Source organism: Pseudonocardia ailaonensis (genome assembly GCF_039531635.1).
In the GTDB taxonomy this organism is placed as follows: domain Bacteria; phylum Actinomycetota; class Actinomycetes; order Mycobacteriales; family Pseudonocardiaceae; genus Pseudonocardia; species Pseudonocardia ailaonensis.
The window spans coordinates 89,469-104,924 of the sequence record NZ_BAAAQK010000006.1; the positions used below are offsets into that span (position 1 = coordinate 89,469).

The 15,456-nt window shown below is 74.9% G+C and carries 18 protein-coding genes; 8 read left to right on the plus strand and 10 right to left on the minus strand.

The annotated features are described in order from the left end of the window. Positions 1 to 45 precede the first annotated feature (45 nt). Positions 46 to 1,137 carry an LLM class flavin-dependent oxidoreductase gene (locus tag ABD324_RS14330; protein WP_344416583.1) on the plus strand — a complete coding sequence of 364 codons (1,092 nt, stop codon included), beginning with the start codon at positions 46 to 48 and terminating at the stop codon, positions 1,135 to 1,137. Then, the gene (locus ABD324_RS14335) at positions 1,134 to 1,424 is read left to right on the plus strand and encodes a DUF1330 domain-containing protein (RefSeq protein WP_344416584.1); all 291 of its coding nucleotides are present in this window, start codon (positions 1,134 to 1,136) and stop codon (positions 1,422 to 1,424) included. Before ABD324_RS14330 ends, ABD324_RS14335 begins: the two co-directional genes overlap by 4 nt. On the opposite strand, the gene ABD324_RS14340 is transcribed toward ABD324_RS14335, so the two are convergent. The 4 genes from ABD324_RS14340 to iolG are packed head-to-tail and all read right to left on the minus strand — an operon-like array spanning position 1,421 to position 5,680. Next, positions 1,421 to 2,359: a sugar phosphate isomerase/epimerase family protein gene (locus ABD324_RS14340; RefSeq protein WP_344416586.1), complete on the minus strand. Its 939-nt coding sequence runs from the start codon at positions 2,357 to 2,359 to the stop codon at positions 1,421 to 1,423. The two genes, ABD324_RS14335 and ABD324_RS14340, sit on opposite strands and share 4 nt — an antisense overlap. Continuing rightward, a complete protein-coding gene (locus ABD324_RS14345) occupies positions 2,359 to 3,672 on the minus strand; it encodes a Gfo/Idh/MocA family protein (protein ID WP_344416589.1) in 1,314 nt (437 codons plus the stop codon). The genes ABD324_RS14340 and ABD324_RS14345 overlap by 1 nt, the downstream gene beginning before the upstream one ends. Continuing rightward, a complete protein-coding gene (locus ABD324_RS14350) occupies positions 3,669 to 4,688 on the minus strand; it encodes a Gfo/Idh/MocA family protein (protein ID WP_344416591.1) in 1,020 nt (339 codons plus the stop codon). The genes ABD324_RS14345 and ABD324_RS14350 overlap by 4 nt, the downstream gene beginning before the upstream one ends. After that, positions 4,685 to 5,680, minus strand: a complete 996-nt coding sequence (gene iolG / locus ABD324_RS14355) for an inositol 2-dehydrogenase (RefSeq protein ID WP_344416593.1) — start codon at positions 5,678 to 5,680, stop codon at positions 4,685 to 4,687. The genes ABD324_RS14350 and iolG overlap by 4 nt, the downstream gene beginning before the upstream one ends. 124 nt (positions 5,681 to 5,804) lie before the next feature. On the opposite strand from iolG, the gene ABD324_RS14360 reads away from it, so the two are divergent. From ABD324_RS14360 to ABD324_RS14370, 3 genes are all read left to right on the plus strand, one after another. After that, positions 5,805 to 6,830, plus strand: coding sequence for a LacI family DNA-binding transcriptional regulator (locus tag ABD324_RS14360; RefSeq protein ID WP_344416595.1), 1,026 nt, complete (start codon positions 5,805 to 5,807; stop codon positions 6,828 to 6,830). 175 nt (positions 6,831 to 7,005) lie between these two features. Beyond that, complete coding sequence (locus tag ABD324_RS14365; RefSeq protein ID WP_344416597.1) at positions 7,006 to 8,475, plus strand: CYTH and CHAD domain-containing protein; 1,470 nt, start codon at positions 7,006 to 7,008, stop codon at positions 8,473 to 8,475. Between the two features lie 114 nt (positions 8,476 to 8,589). After that, positions 8,590 to 9,093, plus strand: coding sequence for a CcdC protein domain-containing protein (locus ABD324_RS14370; protein WP_344416599.1), 504 nt, complete (start codon positions 8,590 to 8,592; stop codon positions 9,091 to 9,093). 31 nt (positions 9,094 to 9,124) lie between these two features. On the opposite strand, the gene ABD324_RS14375 is transcribed toward ABD324_RS14370, so the two are convergent. Further along, positions 9,125 to 9,637, minus strand: coding sequence for a pyridoxamine 5'-phosphate oxidase family protein (locus tag ABD324_RS14375; RefSeq protein ID WP_344416601.1), 513 nt, complete (start codon positions 9,635 to 9,637; stop codon positions 9,125 to 9,127). A gap of 49 nt (positions 9,638 to 9,686) precedes the next feature. Between ABD324_RS14375 and ABD324_RS14380 the strand changes: the two genes are divergently transcribed. Then, a complete protein-coding gene (locus ABD324_RS14380; protein ID WP_344416603.1) occupies positions 9,687 to 10,148 on the plus strand; it encodes a MarR family winged helix-turn-helix transcriptional regulator in 462 nt (153 codons plus the stop codon). A gap of 144 nt (positions 10,149 to 10,292) precedes the next feature. Here ABD324_RS14380 and ABD324_RS14385 read toward each other — a convergent pair whose 3' ends face one another. Continuing rightward, on the minus strand, positions 10,293 to 10,691 hold the full coding sequence (locus tag ABD324_RS14385) for a hypothetical protein (RefSeq protein WP_344416605.1): 399 nt from the start codon (positions 10,689 to 10,691) through the stop codon (positions 10,293 to 10,295). 455 nt (positions 10,692 to 11,146) lie between these two features. On the opposite strand from ABD324_RS14385, the gene ABD324_RS14390 reads away from it, so the two are divergent. Further along, positions 11,147 to 11,350, plus strand: a complete 204-nt coding sequence (locus ABD324_RS14390) for a cold-shock protein (RefSeq protein ID WP_344416607.1) — start codon at positions 11,147 to 11,149, stop codon at positions 11,348 to 11,350. Between the two features lie 96 nt (positions 11,351 to 11,446). On the opposite strand, the gene ABD324_RS14395 is transcribed toward ABD324_RS14390, so the two are convergent. Further along, a complete protein-coding gene (locus ABD324_RS14395; RefSeq protein ID WP_344416609.1) occupies positions 11,447 to 11,872 on the minus strand; it encodes a MaoC family dehydratase in 426 nt (141 codons plus the stop codon). Between the two features lie 150 nt (positions 11,873 to 12,022). Here ABD324_RS14395 and ABD324_RS14400 point away from each other — a divergent pair, with 150 nt between their 5' ends. Beyond that, positions 12,023 to 13,222, plus strand: coding sequence for an NAD(P)-binding domain-containing protein (locus tag ABD324_RS14400; protein WP_344416611.1), 1,200 nt, complete (start codon positions 12,023 to 12,025; stop codon positions 13,220 to 13,222). Between the two features lie 109 nt (positions 13,223 to 13,331). Here the strand turns inward: ABD324_RS14400 and ABD324_RS14405 are convergent, their stop codons facing one another. From ABD324_RS14405 to ABD324_RS14415, 3 genes are all read right to left on the minus strand, one after another. After that, the gene (locus ABD324_RS14405; RefSeq protein ID WP_344416612.1) at positions 13,332 to 13,679 is read right to left on the minus strand and encodes a hypothetical protein; all 348 of its coding nucleotides are present in this window, start codon (positions 13,677 to 13,679) and stop codon (positions 13,332 to 13,334) included. Further along, positions 13,676 to 14,779 (minus strand): NAD(P)/FAD-dependent oxidoreductase, encoded by a 1,104-nt coding sequence (locus ABD324_RS14410; protein WP_344416615.1) that lies wholly within the window; start codon positions 14,777 to 14,779, stop codon positions 13,676 to 13,678. Before ABD324_RS14410 ends, ABD324_RS14405 begins: the two co-directional genes overlap by 4 nt. A 79-nt stretch (positions 14,780 to 14,858) precedes the next feature. Next, positions 14,859 to 15,428, minus strand: coding sequence for an OsmC family protein (locus ABD324_RS14415; RefSeq protein WP_344416618.1), 570 nt, complete (start codon positions 15,426 to 15,428; stop codon positions 14,859 to 14,861). Between the last annotated feature and the right edge of the window lie 28 nt (positions 15,429 to 15,456).

Below are 15,456 nucleotides of genomic sequence, written 5' to 3' on the forward strand. Positions count from 1 at the left end.
GTTCGGCCAGTGCGCCGCACCGCCCGGGCCTTGTGGGATGGTCCGATGAGACTCGGGTACTTCTCGATGCCGATGCACCCGGCCGACCGCCCCTGGCAGGAGACCCTGGCCGAGGACCGGGCCGCGGTGATCCTCGCCGACCGCCTCGGCTTCCACGACGCCTTCATCGGCGAGCACCTCACGGACCGGATGGAGACGATCACCAGCAGCATGGTCTTCCTGGCCACGCTGATCTCCGACACCAGCCGGATCAAGCTCGCCACCGGCACCAGCAACCTGTCCCACCAGCATCCGGTGGTCGTGGCCGCGCAGGCCGCGATGTTCGACCACCTCGCCGGCGGCCGGTTCATCCTCGGCGTCAGCCCCGGCGCGCTGCAGACGGACGCCGAGGCGCTGGGCATCCTCGGCGAGGACCGCGCGGCGATCTTCGCCGAGGCCATGGACGTGATCACCGGGATCTGGGCCGGCGAGGCCCCCTACGACCTGCCCGGCGCGCGGTTCCCGGTGTCCACCCGCCGCACCATGAACCCGGATCTGAACATCGGCTACCTGCCGAAGCCGCTGCAGTCGCCCCGCCCGGAGATGGTCGGCACCGTCCTCGCGCCCTACTCGAACACGGCCACGGTGCTGGGCCGCCGGGACGTCCACATGCTGTCGGGCAACTTCCTGCTCCCGCAGTGGGTCGCCACGCACTGGCCCAAGTACGCTGCGGGACAGGAGGAATCCGGACTGCGGGCCGATCCGGCGGACTGGCGGATCGCCAGGACGATCTTCGTCGCCGACACCCACGAGGACGCCGTCGAGTACGCGCTGCGCAACCCGGCCAGCCCGTACCGCGCCTACTACGCGCAGATGATGGACAAGATGCGGCCGCTGGGGCGGATGGAGCTGTTCAAGACGGACCGCTCGATGCCCGACGAGGCCGTGACCCTCGACGGGGCCGTCGACGAGCTCGTCATCGCCGGGACGCCGGACGAGGTGGCCGAGCGGATCCTCACCTTCCGCGAGGAGGTCGGGGACTTCGGCGAGCTGGTGTACGCCGGCATGGACTGGGTGGACGAACGGCTGGCCCGGCGGTCGCTGGAGCTGATGGCCGAGAAGGTCATGCCCGCCGTGAACGGAGCACTCCCGTCGTGACCGCCTACTGGATCGCCCGCGCCGCCGTCCTCGATCCCGAGCAGTACGGCCGCTACGCCGAGCGGGTGCCCGCGATCCTCGCCGAGCACGGCGGCCGCATCCTCGCCCGCGGCGGCGCGTACCGGACCCTGGAGGGCCCGGAGGAGTTCGAACGCTTCGTGGTCGTCGAGTTCCCGTCGATGGACGATGCGGTGCGCTGCTTCGAGTCCCCCGCCTACGTCGAGGCCGCCGCCTTCCGCCGCGGCGGCGCCGGGCGCAACGAGCTCACGATCGTGGAGGGCTTCTAGGCCCGGACCGTGAGCGACTCCCGCAGGGTCTCGACGGCGATCGCGACGGACTCGCGCTGGCCCAGCGTGTAGTCCTCGTTCTCGATGGAGAGCGGGCCGTCGTAGCCGGCGGCGCGCAGGGCGGCGGCGAACCCCGCCCAGAACTCCGTGTCGTGGCCGGTGCCGACCGCGACGTAGTTCCAGGCCCGCTCGTCGGTGCGCGGGTTGGGGATCGTCTCGAGGCGGGAGGCGACGGCGGCGCGGGCCTCGATGCGGGTGTCCTTGGCGTGCACGTGGTGGATCGCGCCGGCCAGGGCGTCGGTCGCCGCGAGCGGGTCGGCGCCCATCCACCACAGGTGGCTCGGGTCGAGGTTGACGCCGACGACCTCGCCCACGGCCGCGCGGAGCCTCAGCAGCCCGGGGACGCTGTAGACGAGCTGGTTGGCGTGCATCTCGACGGCGATCCGCACGCCGCGGCGGCGGGCCTCCTCCGCGAGGCCGCCCCAGTGGTCGACCGCGATGCTCCACTGCTGCTCCAGGAGCCGCAGGTTCTCCTCCGGCCAGACCGTGGTGATCCAGGCCGGGAAGGTGTCGCCGGGCTTGGCCGGCAGCCCGGACATGGTGACCACGGTGTCGACGCCGAACTCCTCGGCGAGCTGCAGGGCGCCGCGCAGGACCCGGTCGTCGGCCGGGCCCTCGACGGGGTGCAGCGGGTTGCCCGAGGCGTTGAACGCCTCGAGCCGAAGGCCGCGGTCGGCGACGTCCTTCTGGAGCGCGGCGCGGGCGGCGGCGCTGCCCAGGAGCTCCTCGACGTCCGCGTGCGGGGCGGGCGACCAGCCGCCGTGGGGTCCGCCGAGTCCGATCTCGACGGTCTCGACGCCCAGCTCGGCGGCCGTGTCGAGCGCCTCGGCGCGGGTGAGGGTGGACAGGCTGTCGGTGAGCAGACCGATCTGCATCAGAGGGCTCCGAGACGGGGGTCGGCAGCCGGCGGAGCCGGCAGGGTGGGTAGGGCCGAGCGGTCGGCAGCCGGCGGAGCCGGCAGGGTGGGTAGGGCCGAGCGGTCGGCAGCCGGCGGAGCCGGCGGGGTGGGTAGGGCCGAGCGGTCGGCAGCCGGCGGAGCCGGCGGGGTGGGGAAGAGACCGAAGAGTCCGCGTTCGCGGACGAGGGAGGTGGGGAGGTCGAGCTCCTGCAGGCCGAGGACTCCGGCCCGGTGGAGCGGTCCGTCGAGCGGGAGGGGCACGGTGCGCCCCAGGGCGGCGGAGGCGTAGGCGGCGACGACGGTCTCGAGGGTGCGCAGCGCGGCGGCACCGTCGGCGGCCGGGGGGCCTTCCTTCTCGATCGCGTCCGCGAGGTCGGCGACGGTGTCCCGCATCGCGTCGGCGATGAGCGGTCCGAGCTCTTGTCCCGCAGGCAGATCGGCCCTGCGGGTGCCCTCGGCGGTGCTGATCTCGAGCCGTTCGAAGGGGGCCCACGGCAGGGTGCCGTCGGCGCGGTAGTGGGCCACCGCGCGTCCCGCCGTGCCGTGGACGGCGATGCCGCCCTGGCCCTCGCCCCAGCCGATGTCGACCAGCCCGACCCGGCGGCCGGCCTCGAGCCGGCAGAGCGCCAGGCCCTCGACCGCGCCGCCGTCGACCGCACTGTCCACATAGGCCGATACTCGCGCGATCGGCGTGCCGAGCAGGTGTTCGGCCAGGTAGACCCCGTGCAGCATGTCCATCAGCACGCCCCCGCCCGCGGCGGCGGGCTCGTGGCGCCACTGCGGCCGGTAGCCCGCGGCCCCCGGCGAGTCGACGACGCCGAGCATCGTCACGCTGACGGTGCGGACTTCGCCGAGCTCGCCGGACCCGATCACCGCCTTCAGCGCGACGACCTCCGGGAAGAAGAGGTAGTTGTGCATCACCCCGAGCACGATCCCGGCCTGCCGGGCCGCCTCGACCATGGCCGCGGCGTCCGCCGGCCGGGCCGCGATCGGCTTCTCGCACAGCACGTGCTTGCCCGCGGCGGCCGCGGCCACCACGAGATCGCGGTGCAGGTGCTGCGGGGTGCAGACGTCGATCACGTCGACGTCGTCGCGGGCCAGCAGCGCCGCCGCGTCGGGATGGACCTGGTCCGCGGCGAGTCCCGCGGCCTCCCGGCCGAGCTCCAGGCGCTCCGGCGTGGGATCGGCGAGCCCGACGATCGCGAACCGCCCCGGCAGGGCCCGGTAGGCGGGGACGTGGAAGTTCAGCGCGACGTTGCCGCAGCCGACGATGCCGACGCGAAGCGTCACCGCGGCCCTCGGAGGTGGACGGGGGTCCCGGTGACGGCCGCGGTGCGGACCGCCTCGAGTGCGGTCGCCTGGGCGATCGCGTCGGCGCGGCCGAACAGCGGGGTGGCGCGAGAGGAGATCGCCAGGGACGCGTTCTCGAACTCGATCCGGTAGGCGTCGTCGTTGTCGTCGCCGGGCTCGGTCAGGCCGGGGGCGTCGACCGTGAGGTGTTCCACGGCACCGTCGCGGTGCAGCTCCAGGTGGCCGCGCCGGCACAGCCACGGGTCCGTCACGACGATCTTCCCGCCGGTCCCGACGATCTCCAGCTCGTCGCGGCGCGGGTGGTCCAGCGCGACGTCGAACTGGCCGAGGGCGCCACCCGGCAGGGTGAGGGTGGCCGCCAGGCGGAGGTCCCCGCCGTCGGCACCCGGGGCGGTGTCGACGACCTGCGCCGCGGAGACCGACACGGGCTCGCCGCCGAACAGCCGGACGGCGCTGACGCAGTAGCAGCCCAGGTCGAGCACCGCGCCGCCGCCGAGCGCGCCGGTGCGGCGGATGTCGCCCGGGTCGACGCTCACGGCGAGGGTGGCCCGCACGAGCGCGACGGAGCCGATCGCGCCGTCGGCGACCAGCCGCTGCGCGAGCCGGGTCTGCGGGTGCTGGCGCCACATCAGGCCCTCGATGCACAGCCGGTCCGCGGCCTCGGCGGCGTCGAAACAGGCGACGACCTCGGCGGCGGTGGGCGCGAAGGGCTTCTCGCACAGCACGTGCTTGCCCGCCCGCAGCGCCTTGACCACCCACTCCGAGTGCAGTGCGATGGGCAGGGGCACGTAGACGGCGTCGATCTCGTCGGACGCGAGCAGCTCGTCGTAGCTGCCGAAGCTGTGCGGCAGACCCAGCTCCGCCGCGTAGGCGGCGGCCTTGCCGCCGTCGCGGCCCGCGACGGCGACCAGCGAGGCCTCCGTGGACCCGGCGAGGGCGGTCGCGACGACCCGGCCGATCGCCGAGGTCGACACCATCCCCCAGCGGACGGTCACGAGCCGACCTTCACCGTCGCGCCGGTGCGCAGGCTCTCGACCGCGGCGTCGGCGAGCGCGAGGGCGGCGCGGCCGTCGGCGAAACCGGGCGAGGGCCGCGTGCCGGTCTCGATCGAGGCGACGAAGTGGTCCATCTCGGCGCGGTAGGCCGGCGTGTACCGGTCGAGGAAGAAGTGGTGGTACGGCGGGGCGACCTCGGTCGCGGTGGCACCCGAGAAGCGGGCGCTGGTGGGCAGCTGGTTCGCCGCGGTGAGCATGCCGAGCTCGCCGAACGCCTCCAGGCGCTGGTCGTAGCCGAAGGCGCAGCGCCGCGAGTTGGTGACGGTGGCCAGCGCGCCGCTCGCGCCGCGCAGCACCACCACGGCGCCGTCGATGTCGCCCGCGGCGGCGATCTCCGGCGAGACCAGGTTCGAGCCGGTGGCCGTGACCTCGACGACCTCGCCCAGGAAGAACCGGGCCATGTCGAAGTCGTGGATCGTCATGTCGCGGAACAGGCCGCCGGACGTCGCCACGTAGGCGGCGGGCGGCGGCGACGGGTCCCGGCTGATGATCACGAGCTGCTCCAGCCCGCCGATCTCGCCCGCCGCCACGCGGTCGCGGATGTCCCGGAACGTCGGGTCGAAGCGGCGGTTGAAGCCGACCATCACCCCGTCGGCGGCCGCGCCGAGCTCGGCGCGGCACTCGTCGACCCGGGCGAGGTCGAGGTCGATCGGCTTCTCGCAGAGCACCGCCTTGCCGGCGCGCACCGCACGCGTCAGCAGGTCGACGTGGGTGGGCGTCGGGGAGGCGACCACGACCGCGTCGATCGCCGGGTCGGCGAGGACCGCGTCGACGTCAGTGACCCAGCGGGTGCCGAAGCCCTCGCCGACCTCGCGGGCCGACTGCTCGATCGGGTCGTAGACCACCGCGAGCTCGGCGCGCGGATGCACCGCCACCGCGTCCGCGTGCACCCTGCCGATCCGGCCGCACCCGATCACACCCAGCCGCACCATGCCTGCTCCTTCGCCGACGCCGCTCGCTTGGAACGGTCCAAGCACCGCGGTGGAGTGTGCGGGCGGCCGAGCCGCCCCGTCAAGGGTCTTCTTGGAACGGTCCAACCCGCGCTACGATCCGGCTGTGCTCCCCACCGACGACCCCGCCGGGCGTACCGGCGCGCGGCGCGCCACGCTCGTCGAGGTCGCGGCGCGGGCCGGCGTCTCCAAGTCGTTGGCCTCCTTGGTGATCCGCGGTGCGCCCGGTCCCGGCGCCGCGTCCCGGGACGCCGTGCTCCGGGCCGCCGCCGAGCTGGACTACCGGCCCGATCCGGCGGCGAAGCGGCTGCGCGAGCACCGGTCCCGCATGCTCGGCGTGGTGTTCGACGCCGGCGACCCCTTCCACGCCGACCTCCTGGAGGCCGTCTATCCCGCCGCCGAGCAGCGGGGCTACGAGGTCGTGCTCGGCGCGCGGGTGCCCAGCCACTCCGAGCAGCGCGTGGTCGAGGCGCTGGTCCGCTCGCGGTGCGAGGGGCTGATGCTGATCAGCGCCACGGCCGCGCCCGCGGACCTGCAGGCGCTCGGTGCGCGACTGCCCGTCATCGTCGTGGCGCATCGCGGCGAGGGCGTCGACGGCGTGCGGGTCGCGGACACGCGGGGGGCGGCAGCGGCGGTGGACCTGCTGGTGTCGTTGGGCCACAGACGGATCCGGCACGTCGACGGCGGCACCCATCCCGGTGCCGCGGAGCGCAGGCGCGGCTACCGGGCGGCCATGCGGCGGCACGGCCTCGAACCCGACGTGGTCCGCGGGGACCAGACCGAGGAGTCCGGTGTCCGGGCCGCGCGGGAGCTGCTGCACAGCCGCGACGGGGTCACCGCGGTGTTCGCCGGCAACGACCGCTGCGCCGTCGGTGTCCTGGACACGCTGCGGCGCGCCGGGGTGGAGGTGCCCGGTGAGCTGTCGATCGTCGGCTACGACGACTCGCGGCTGGCCCGCCTGACCCACGTCGACCTGACGACGATCGCGCAGGACGCCCGGGAGATGGCTCGCCTTGCCGTGGAGGCCCTGGTCGCGCGGCTCGACGGGGAGGACCCGGACGGCCCGCCCCGCGATCTGCTGCTCACCCCGCACCTGGTCGAGCGGGGCACCACCGGGCCCGCGGTGTCCTGACCTGCCGGTCGCGGACTCGCCGGGACCTGGGCCTCGGCCCGGACCCGCATCATCGCCCTGCCGACGAACCTCCGGTGACCGCTCCGGCGGCGTCCCGCGCGGGCCCGCCGCATTGCGTGATCGGCGGGCGGGTGACACCGTTTCCGTTCCGGTCAGGACGGGTAGGCGGTTGCTCATGGGCACGGCGGCGAACGGCACGACGGAGACCGAGCGGAAGTTCGAGGTCCCCGAGGACCTCGAGCTGTCCGATCCCTCGACGATCCTGGGCATCGAGGCACGGCCACGGGACGAGGTCGAGCTCGACGCGACCTACTACGACACCGCCGACCTGCGGCTCGCCCGCGCCGGTGTGACGCTGCGGCGGCGGATCGGGGGCGACGACGCCGGGTGGCACCTGAAGCTGCCGATCGATGCCGACTCCCGGCAGGAGATCCGGCGCCCGGCCGGTCGCGGTGTGCGCCCGCCGGCCGAGCTCACCGCCCTGGCCCGCGTGTTCAGCCGCGGGCAGCGCCTCGATCCGGTCGCCAAGCTCGTCACCCGCCGGCGCCGCTGGACCCTGGCCGACGAGACCGGGGCCGAGCTGGCGGAGCTCGCGGAGGACCGGGTGCAGGGGTTCCCGCTGAACCCCGCGGCGGCCGAGGTGTCCTGGCGCGAGCTGGAGATCGAGCTGACCGGCGACGGCGACGCCGGGCTCCTCGACACCCTGGGGCGCACCCTCCGCCGGGCCGGGGTCCGCCGCTCGCCCGCGCCGTCGAAGCTGAGCCGGGTGCTGGGCGACCGGCTGCCGGCCGCGCCGACGCGCAGGAAGGCGGGCGCCGTCGTCGGCTACCTCGCCGAGCAGACCGAGATCCTGCGCGCCCACGATCCGCTCGTCCGGCTCGACGCCCCCGACGCCGTGCACACGATGCGCACGACCTCGCGGCGGCTGCGCAGCGCGATGCAGGGCTTCCGCGGCGTCCTCGACCGCGAGGCGACCGCGCAGCTCGTCGAGGACCTGCGCTGGCTCGGGGGCGAGCTCGGCCCCGCCCGGGACGCGGAGGTCACCGCCGCCCGGTTCGACGCGGCCGTCCACACCCTGCCCCCCGAGGATGTCCTCGGGCCGGTGGCGCAGGAGATCGCCCGCCGCTTCGCCCGCGAGCAGCAGCAGGGCCGCGAGCGCGCCCTCGCCGCCCTCAAGAGCCGCCGCTACCTGGCGCTGCAGGGCCGCCTCGACGCCCTGCTCGCCGAGCCACCCCTCACCGGCGCGAAGCCGAAGCGCGCACTGGAGCGTGGGGTCCGCAAGGCGCACAAGCGGACCGCCGACCGCCTCGAGGCCGCCCTGGCCACCGACACGGACCGCGACGAGGCCCTGCACGAGGCGCGCAAGGCCGCGAAGCGGCTCCGCTACGTGCTCGAGGTCGTCGAGCCCGACGGCGGCGGGAAGGTGGCCCGGCGGCGCAGGCGGGTCAAGGCGCTGGCCGGTCTGCTCGGCGACCACCACGACACCGTCACCGCGCGGCCGGTCCTGCGCGAGCTGGCCGCGATCGCCCACCAGGAGGGCGGCAACGGCTACACCTTCGGGATCCTGTACGCCCGGGAGCAGGCGGAGGCCGAGCGGCTCGAGGGCCTGCTGCCCGCCGCCCGGAAGCGGGCCGGCCTGCGGTAGCACCTCCGTCTCCGGGCGGGATCTCTGCGAGATGGCGGATGTTCCGGTGCCCGTCCGGGCGCACGCTTCCTTCATCGGGCCGACGCCGAGCCGGCCGCCGGAAAGGAGCACGAGATGTCCCCGCTCGAGATCGTCATCCTGGTCGCGATGGTCGGCTACGCCATCTACCGCCAGACCCAGCGCCACGAGGTCGTCGGCGGCAGCCGCTACAAGATGGCGATCATCTACGCGGTCGTCGGCCTCGCCGTGGGCGGCTTCTCCCGCCCCGACACCGCCGCTGAATGGGGCCTGCTGGCCGCGGGGCTGGTGCTGAGCATCGTGGTCGGCCTGGCCCGTGGGCGTCTCACCCGGATCTGGGCGGAGGACACCGACGAGGGCCACCGCGTGTACTCGCAGGGCACCGCGCTGACCGTCGGCCTGTTCCTGGCCCTGGTGCTCGCCAAGTTCGGCCTGGGCACCTACGCCTACTTCGCCCACATCAGCGACGACGGCGGGTTCGGCGAGGTCCTGATCATGATCGCCGTGATGGTGGCCTTCCAGGCCGAGCTGATCTGGCACCGGGCCCGCGCGCTGGGCGCCCGCACCTCGTCGAAGGAGCTCACCACCGCCGGCCGGTGACACTTCCCTCCGCGACCCCGTGACCCACCGGTCACGGGGTCGCGGTGCTGTGTGCGGCGCTGTGTGCGGCGCCGTGTGCGGTCCACACGATTGGCCTACCGCCGGCCGCGAGGTCGGCGGCCAGGCCCCACCGCAGCCGCCAGGGCCGGAGCACGACGATCCCGGCGTCCGGGGACTCCAGGCCGCCGGCGAACATCGCGGCCGGATCGAAGCCCAGCGGCGGGGCGGGCTCGGCGAACAGGTGCCAGGAGCGCGCGGGCTCGGGATCCCACTCGGCATGACACTCGGCCACCGCCACGTCGTGGCGGGAGTCCCAGTAGGAGCAGGACGCGTACGGGGTCCGGCCCAGGTGCCGGGCCTTCGGCGAGCCCCGGCGCGAGCTGACCCGGCCGGTCAGGGTGCCGTCCGGCTCCTGCGTCCACACCGGGTGGACGAGACGCGAGCGCGGCCGGCCCGCCCCGTCGACGGTGGACAGGGTGCACCAGACGACCCGGTGGGCGATCGCGAGGAAGGCGGCCGGATCGGGAGAGGAAGTCTGCGACATGCCCCTCACGGTAGATGCACAACCAGAGTTGCACAACTATGATTGTGGAATGGACGTGGACATCGTGACCGCCGTGCACCTCGCGGGACTCGCCCTCAACGAGGAGGTCGTGCGACGACTGGCCGCCGCCGGGTTCGGCGACGCCCGGGTGTCCCACGGGTTCCTGATCCAGCACCTCGTGGACGGGCCGCGGCCGGTCGGCGAGATCGCCGAGCGGATGGAGGTGACCCAGCAGGCCGTGTCCAAGGCGGCCGCGGAGCTCGTCGGGCTCGGGTACCTGGAGCGCACGCCCCATCCCGCGGACGCCCGGGTGCGCCTGCTCGGGCTGAGCCCCCGCGGCGAGGACCTGGTCTCCCGCAGCCGGAGCATCCGGGCCGAGATCACCGCGGAGCTGACCGCGCACCTCGGTGAGGACGCGACCGAACGCCTGCGCGCCGCGGCGCTGGCGGCGCTCGACTGGGCCGGTGGGGGTGAAGGGTTGCGGGGGCGGCGGGTCCGCCCGCCCCGCTGACCCTGCCGGGGAGCGCCCGTCCTCCACCGAACCGCTCCGCAGGTGATCATCGGGACCGGAGGATCCGGGAGGTCGGCGGACGGCGCGCGAGGCGTCGGCGGGCGCGGCTCCCGGTAGCGGTCACCACCGACCGAACCGGTGGGGTCAGGCCCGGCGGCGGTTGCGACGCAGGCGGCGGAGGATCGGGATGGCGCTGATCCCGGTGCCGCCCGCCGCGACCACACCGACGCCGAGGTCGACGGAGACCCGGCCCTCCTTCGCCCAGTAGACGTCCTTCAGATCGAGCAGCAGGGCGAACTCGTCGACGATCAGCGCCAGGCCGGTGCCGTAGGCCGTCGCCACCGCCGGATGACTTCCGGTGCGGCCGTCGCCGCGGACGGCGACCGCCCCGACCCCGGCGAGCAGCCCGATGCCCCACATGTAGTGGTGCAGGTGCCGGCCGCCGACGGAGAGGTTGCCGAACGGCCCGATGCCGCGCCGGATGCTGTAGGTGATCGCGCGGACGGCGGCGAAGGTCGCGGTGAAGCCCAGCCAGAGGACCACAGCACCGCGCGCTCCCGCGGGTCCAGCTCGTCCTGGTAGGCGCCGTACACCTCGCGCGGGCGCGGGACGAGGCCCGGGGCGGGATCGGTACTCATGTCCGCAGTCTGCGCCGCAGCACCGTCCGGCGGCGACCGCGCGGCCCGCAGCGGCGTGTCGGCGCAGGTACGGCGCCCCCGGCCCCGTGCCTGGTCCGGCTTCTCGCGAGGCCGGGCGGAGGCGGGTGCAGGCCCCCGTCGGGCCCGATCGGGCACTTCCGACCGACGCGCCGTGGCCCGCCGGAACGTCACGCACTAGTCTCCACTCGGTCGTCGATTTTCGAGGTTCGTGTCATTCACGGTCGCGGAAACCGCAAGCGATGGTGATGGCCCGCCGGCACAGAGTCGGCGGACGCACCATCCGGGGTCGACCGGGCCCCCGCACAGTGCGGGAGCTCAGGACCTGCGAGGAGCAGTGACATGGCACAGGGCACCGTGAAGTGGTTCAACGGCGAGAAGGGCTTCGGCTTCATCGAGCAGGACGGTGGCGGCGCCGACGTCTTCGTCCACTACTCGGAGATCGACAGCACCGGCTTCCGCAGCCTGGACGAGGGCCAGCGGGTGGAGTTCGAGGTGGGCCAGGGCAAGAAGGGCCCGCAGGCCACCGGCGTCCGCGTCATCTGACGACGAGGCAGCACTGAGGCAACACTGAGGCCCGAACGGGGCCTCGACACGGCGGGACCCATCCCTCGGGGTGGGTCCCGCCGGCGTTTCCGGGGTCTACCGGAGCGGCTCGGTCCAGCAGACCGCGGTGCCGGCCACCGCGACCACACCGTCGTCGCGGGTCACGCGGACGTCGAGCCCGGTGACCGGTTTGTCCTCCCTCGCCGAGGTGACCTCCACCGTGCCCGTGATGACGTCCCCGGGCCGGACGGGCGCGAGGAACCGCAGGTCGAGCTGGAGGAACACCGAGCCGGGGCCCGGCAGGTCCTCCGCCACGACGGCGTTGAGCACCGCCGTCGTCACCCCGCCCTGGACCACGATGCCGCCGAACCGGCTCGCGGCGGCCAGGCCCTCGTCGTAGTGCAGCGGATTGCGGTCCCCCGAGATCTCGGTGAACAGCGCGATGTCGCGCCGGGTCACGAGCCGGGAGCGGCTCGCGGCCGCCCCGACCCGCGGGGCCGTTCGCAGGGGGTTGGTGTCCATGACCCGGGACGCTACGAGCGCGGCGGCGGGCCGGGCATCGGTAGCGGTTGCCCATCTCGGGCGGCGCCCGAGTTGGGCAGCGGTCACCGATGGCGGCGCGCCCCGCGGTTCCTAGCGTCGGTTCCGACACAGAAACCCCTGGGAGGAAACATGATGGAGACGTTCGGGACGGTCGTCGTCGGCGCCGGGCAGGCCGGCCTCGCGATGAGCCGCTGCCTCACCGACCGCGGGCTCGAGCACGTCGTGCTGGAACGCGCGGACATCGCCGACGCCTGGTCGAGCCGGCGCTGGGACTCGTTCACGCTGCTGAGTCCCAACTGGCAGACCCGCCTGCCCGGGTGGGGGTACGCCGGGCCGGATCCGGGCGGCTTCATGACGGGCGCCGAGGTGCGCGGCTACCTGCGGGACTACGCGCGCTCGTTCGGCGCGCCGGTGCGCACGGGCGTGGAGGTCCGGCAGCTCCACCGGGTCGCCGGGGGCTGGCGGCTCACGACGAACCGCGGCCCGATCACCGCCGGGACGGTCGTCGTGGCCACCGGGGACCTGGCGCGCCCGCGGGTCCCGGCGCTACCCCTGCCCCCGGGGACGCACGCGCTGCACACCGCGGACTACCGCAATCCCGCGCAGGTGCCCGAGGGTGCGGTGCTCGTCGTGGGCGCCGGGCCCTCGGGCCAGCAGATCGCGCTGGAGCTCGCCGGGGCCGGCCGGGAGGTGCACCTCGCCGTGGGCCGGCACAAGGCGCTGCCGCGGCGCTACCGCGGGCACGACGCCTACGACTGGATGGACCTGCTCGGCATGCACGACCGCACCGTCGACACCCTGCCCGGACCGCCCGTCGGGATGCCGAACGCGGTGCTGGCCGGCGGCACCCGGGACCTCGACGTGCCGCGGCTGGTGGCGGCGGGGGTGCGCGCGCACGGCCGGCTCCTCGGGTTCGACGGGGATCTCCCGCGCTTCGCCGACGACCTCGCCGCCACCGTGGCCACCGCCGCCGCGAACGCCGACCACTTCCGCGCGGCGGTCGACGAGTACGTGGCCCGGACCGGCATGGACGTGCCGGCCGAGCCCGCGCCCGCGCCGCCCGTGGTCCCGGAGTCACCGGCGGCCCCGGTGCGGACGGTCGTGTGGGCCACCGGGTTCGGCCGCGACCACGACTGGATCGAGGCACCGGTGCGGGGACTCGACGGCGAGATCGTGCACCGGCGGGGCGTGACCCCGGCGGCCGGGCTCTACCTGCTGGGCCTTCGCTGGCTGTACCGGCGGTCGTCGGCCTCGCTGGACGGGGTGGGCAGGGACGCCGAGTACCTCGCCGGCGTGATCGCCTCGCAGCACCAGCTGCTCGCGGCCTGATCAGGGCAGGACCGAGGGGCCCCGGGGTTCGCCCCCGGGGCCCTTCCCGTGCCGGGTCCGGGCACGGCGAAGGGCCGCACCGCGGGATCCCGCGGTGCGGCCGAGGGTTTCAGGGCCGGACGACGAGCAGGCAGCCGTCGCCCGGGAGCACGCCGAAACCGTTGCGGTGCAGGACGAACTCCGCCGCTCCCACCGCGTCCCCGCTCACGAACAGCGGCAGGGCGGCCCGCAGGCCACCCGCCGGATCGAAGCTCGCCTCGTCGGCCCGCGTCCAGAACGCGTAGGAGCCGAGCGCTCCCGGGGCCCGGGTCCACAGCCTCACCAGCAGCTCCTCGCGGGCCCGGTCCGGGGAGCCGGGGAGCCCTTCCCCGGCGGCCACGCCGTAGGACGCGAGCTCGGCCAGGACGAGCAGCAGGCGGTCGCGATCCGCCGCGACCGCCGGCGCCTCCCGGGTCATGCCGCCACCGCTGCCGGGGCGTCGAGCCCCCGCAGCAGGCTCACCTCGGCCCGCATCACCGCGCTCTCGGCGAGCAGCAGCGCGCGCAGCTCCGGGAGGTCCCAGCGGTAGCCCGCGATCTCCTCGGCGACCGAGAACAGCATGCGGGACAGGCGGTCCCGGGCACCGCTGCGGTCCTCCCCGGACACCACGGACCGGGCGAGGAGCTCGGCGTCCCGCAGGGCGTCGGTGATGCCGTGGGCGGTCAGCGGGTCCTTGAAGAACCCTGCGTCGCCCACCAGCGCCCAGCCGGGCCCGCGCGTCTCGCGCAGGACGGCCGGGACACCGGGGAAGCCGCGCAGGCGCTCCCGCTGCGGGCCCACGCGCACCCCGACGCGATCGAGTACGCCGCCGAACAGCGCCTCGGTGTCACGGTGGAACGACGCGGCGGGCACGCCCGCCCACACGCAGGCCAGGCCGTCGTTGGTCGGGATGACCCCGGCGCTCGCGCCCGGCACGTAGCTCCACTCGTAGCCGGAGCCGGTGGCGGGCACGGCGAAGTAGCCGTACACGATCGCCCCCGCGGCGCGGCCCCGGCGCACGGTCCGGGCGCCGGCGAGCCGCGCGACCGCCGAGCGCACGCCGTCGGCACCGACGGTCAGCGGCGCGGACGCCCGCAGGGGCCCGCCGCCGCGGACGCGCGCGTCGATGCCGGTCACCCGGTTCCCGCTGCGGAGCAGGTCGGTGACGTCGACGCCGATCCGGACGGTGGCGCCGGCGCGGCGGGCGGCGTCGAGCAGCACGGTGTCCAGGACCGTGCGGCGCGGCGCGTAGAGGGGCTCGCGCATCTCGACGATCTCGACGTCCGGGTCGTAGGAGGCGCCGTAGCGGAACGTGGTCCGGTGGATCGGCGGGGTGCCGGCCGCGCGGATCGCGTCGAGCAGCCCCCACCGCTGCAGCTGCAGCACGCCGCCGCGCATCAGCGCGTGGGTGGAGAGGGTGTCGCGGGTCGGGTCCGCGCGGTCGACGAGCAGCACGTCGAGGCCGGCGCGGGCGAGCAGCATCGCGGTGGCGGAGCCGGCGCAGCGGGCGCCGACCACGATCGCGTCGTACGTGTCCATGGCGGACCTCTCGGGACGGACCCGGACAGGTGGCCGGGCGGGCGGTCCACGCCCGGCCACCTGCAGCCCGGGCGGGGACTCAGACGGTCACGACGGACAGGTCGATCGGCACGCCGTTCGAGATCGAGTCGAAGACCACGGACCGGTCGCGGCCGCGCTCGACGACCTGGCGCAGCTTCTCGGCCGGGGCGTCGCCGGAGATCGTGACGGTCATCCGGATCCGGGAGAACCCGTTGCGGAAGTCCTCGGTGTTGACACCCATGGCGCCCTGCACGTCGAGATCGCCCTCGAGCTCGGAGGTCACCGAGGTGAGCCGGACGCCGCGGGCGGCGGCAGAGTAGACGAGCGAGGTCGTCACGCACGCGGCGAGGGCGTGCAGCAGGTACTCGGCGGGGTTCGGGCCCTCGTCGGCACCCAGCAGGATCGCGGGCTCCCCGGCGTCGAGGGTCCAGCCGGCGGTGCGCGAGGAGTCCTCGGCGCACGCGGCGTAGAAGCCCTTGATCGCCGAGCGGTTGTGCGCGCCGCCCATCCAGGTGTTGCGGGCGCGGAACCGGAACTGCGCGATCTCGGGCTGGGCCTTGATGGCGTCGAGCGTCGCGAACATGGTCGCGGTGTCGACGCCGTTGCGGACGGTCTCGGTGCTGGTCATCGGGTTCTCCTCGGGTGGTCGTTCTGAC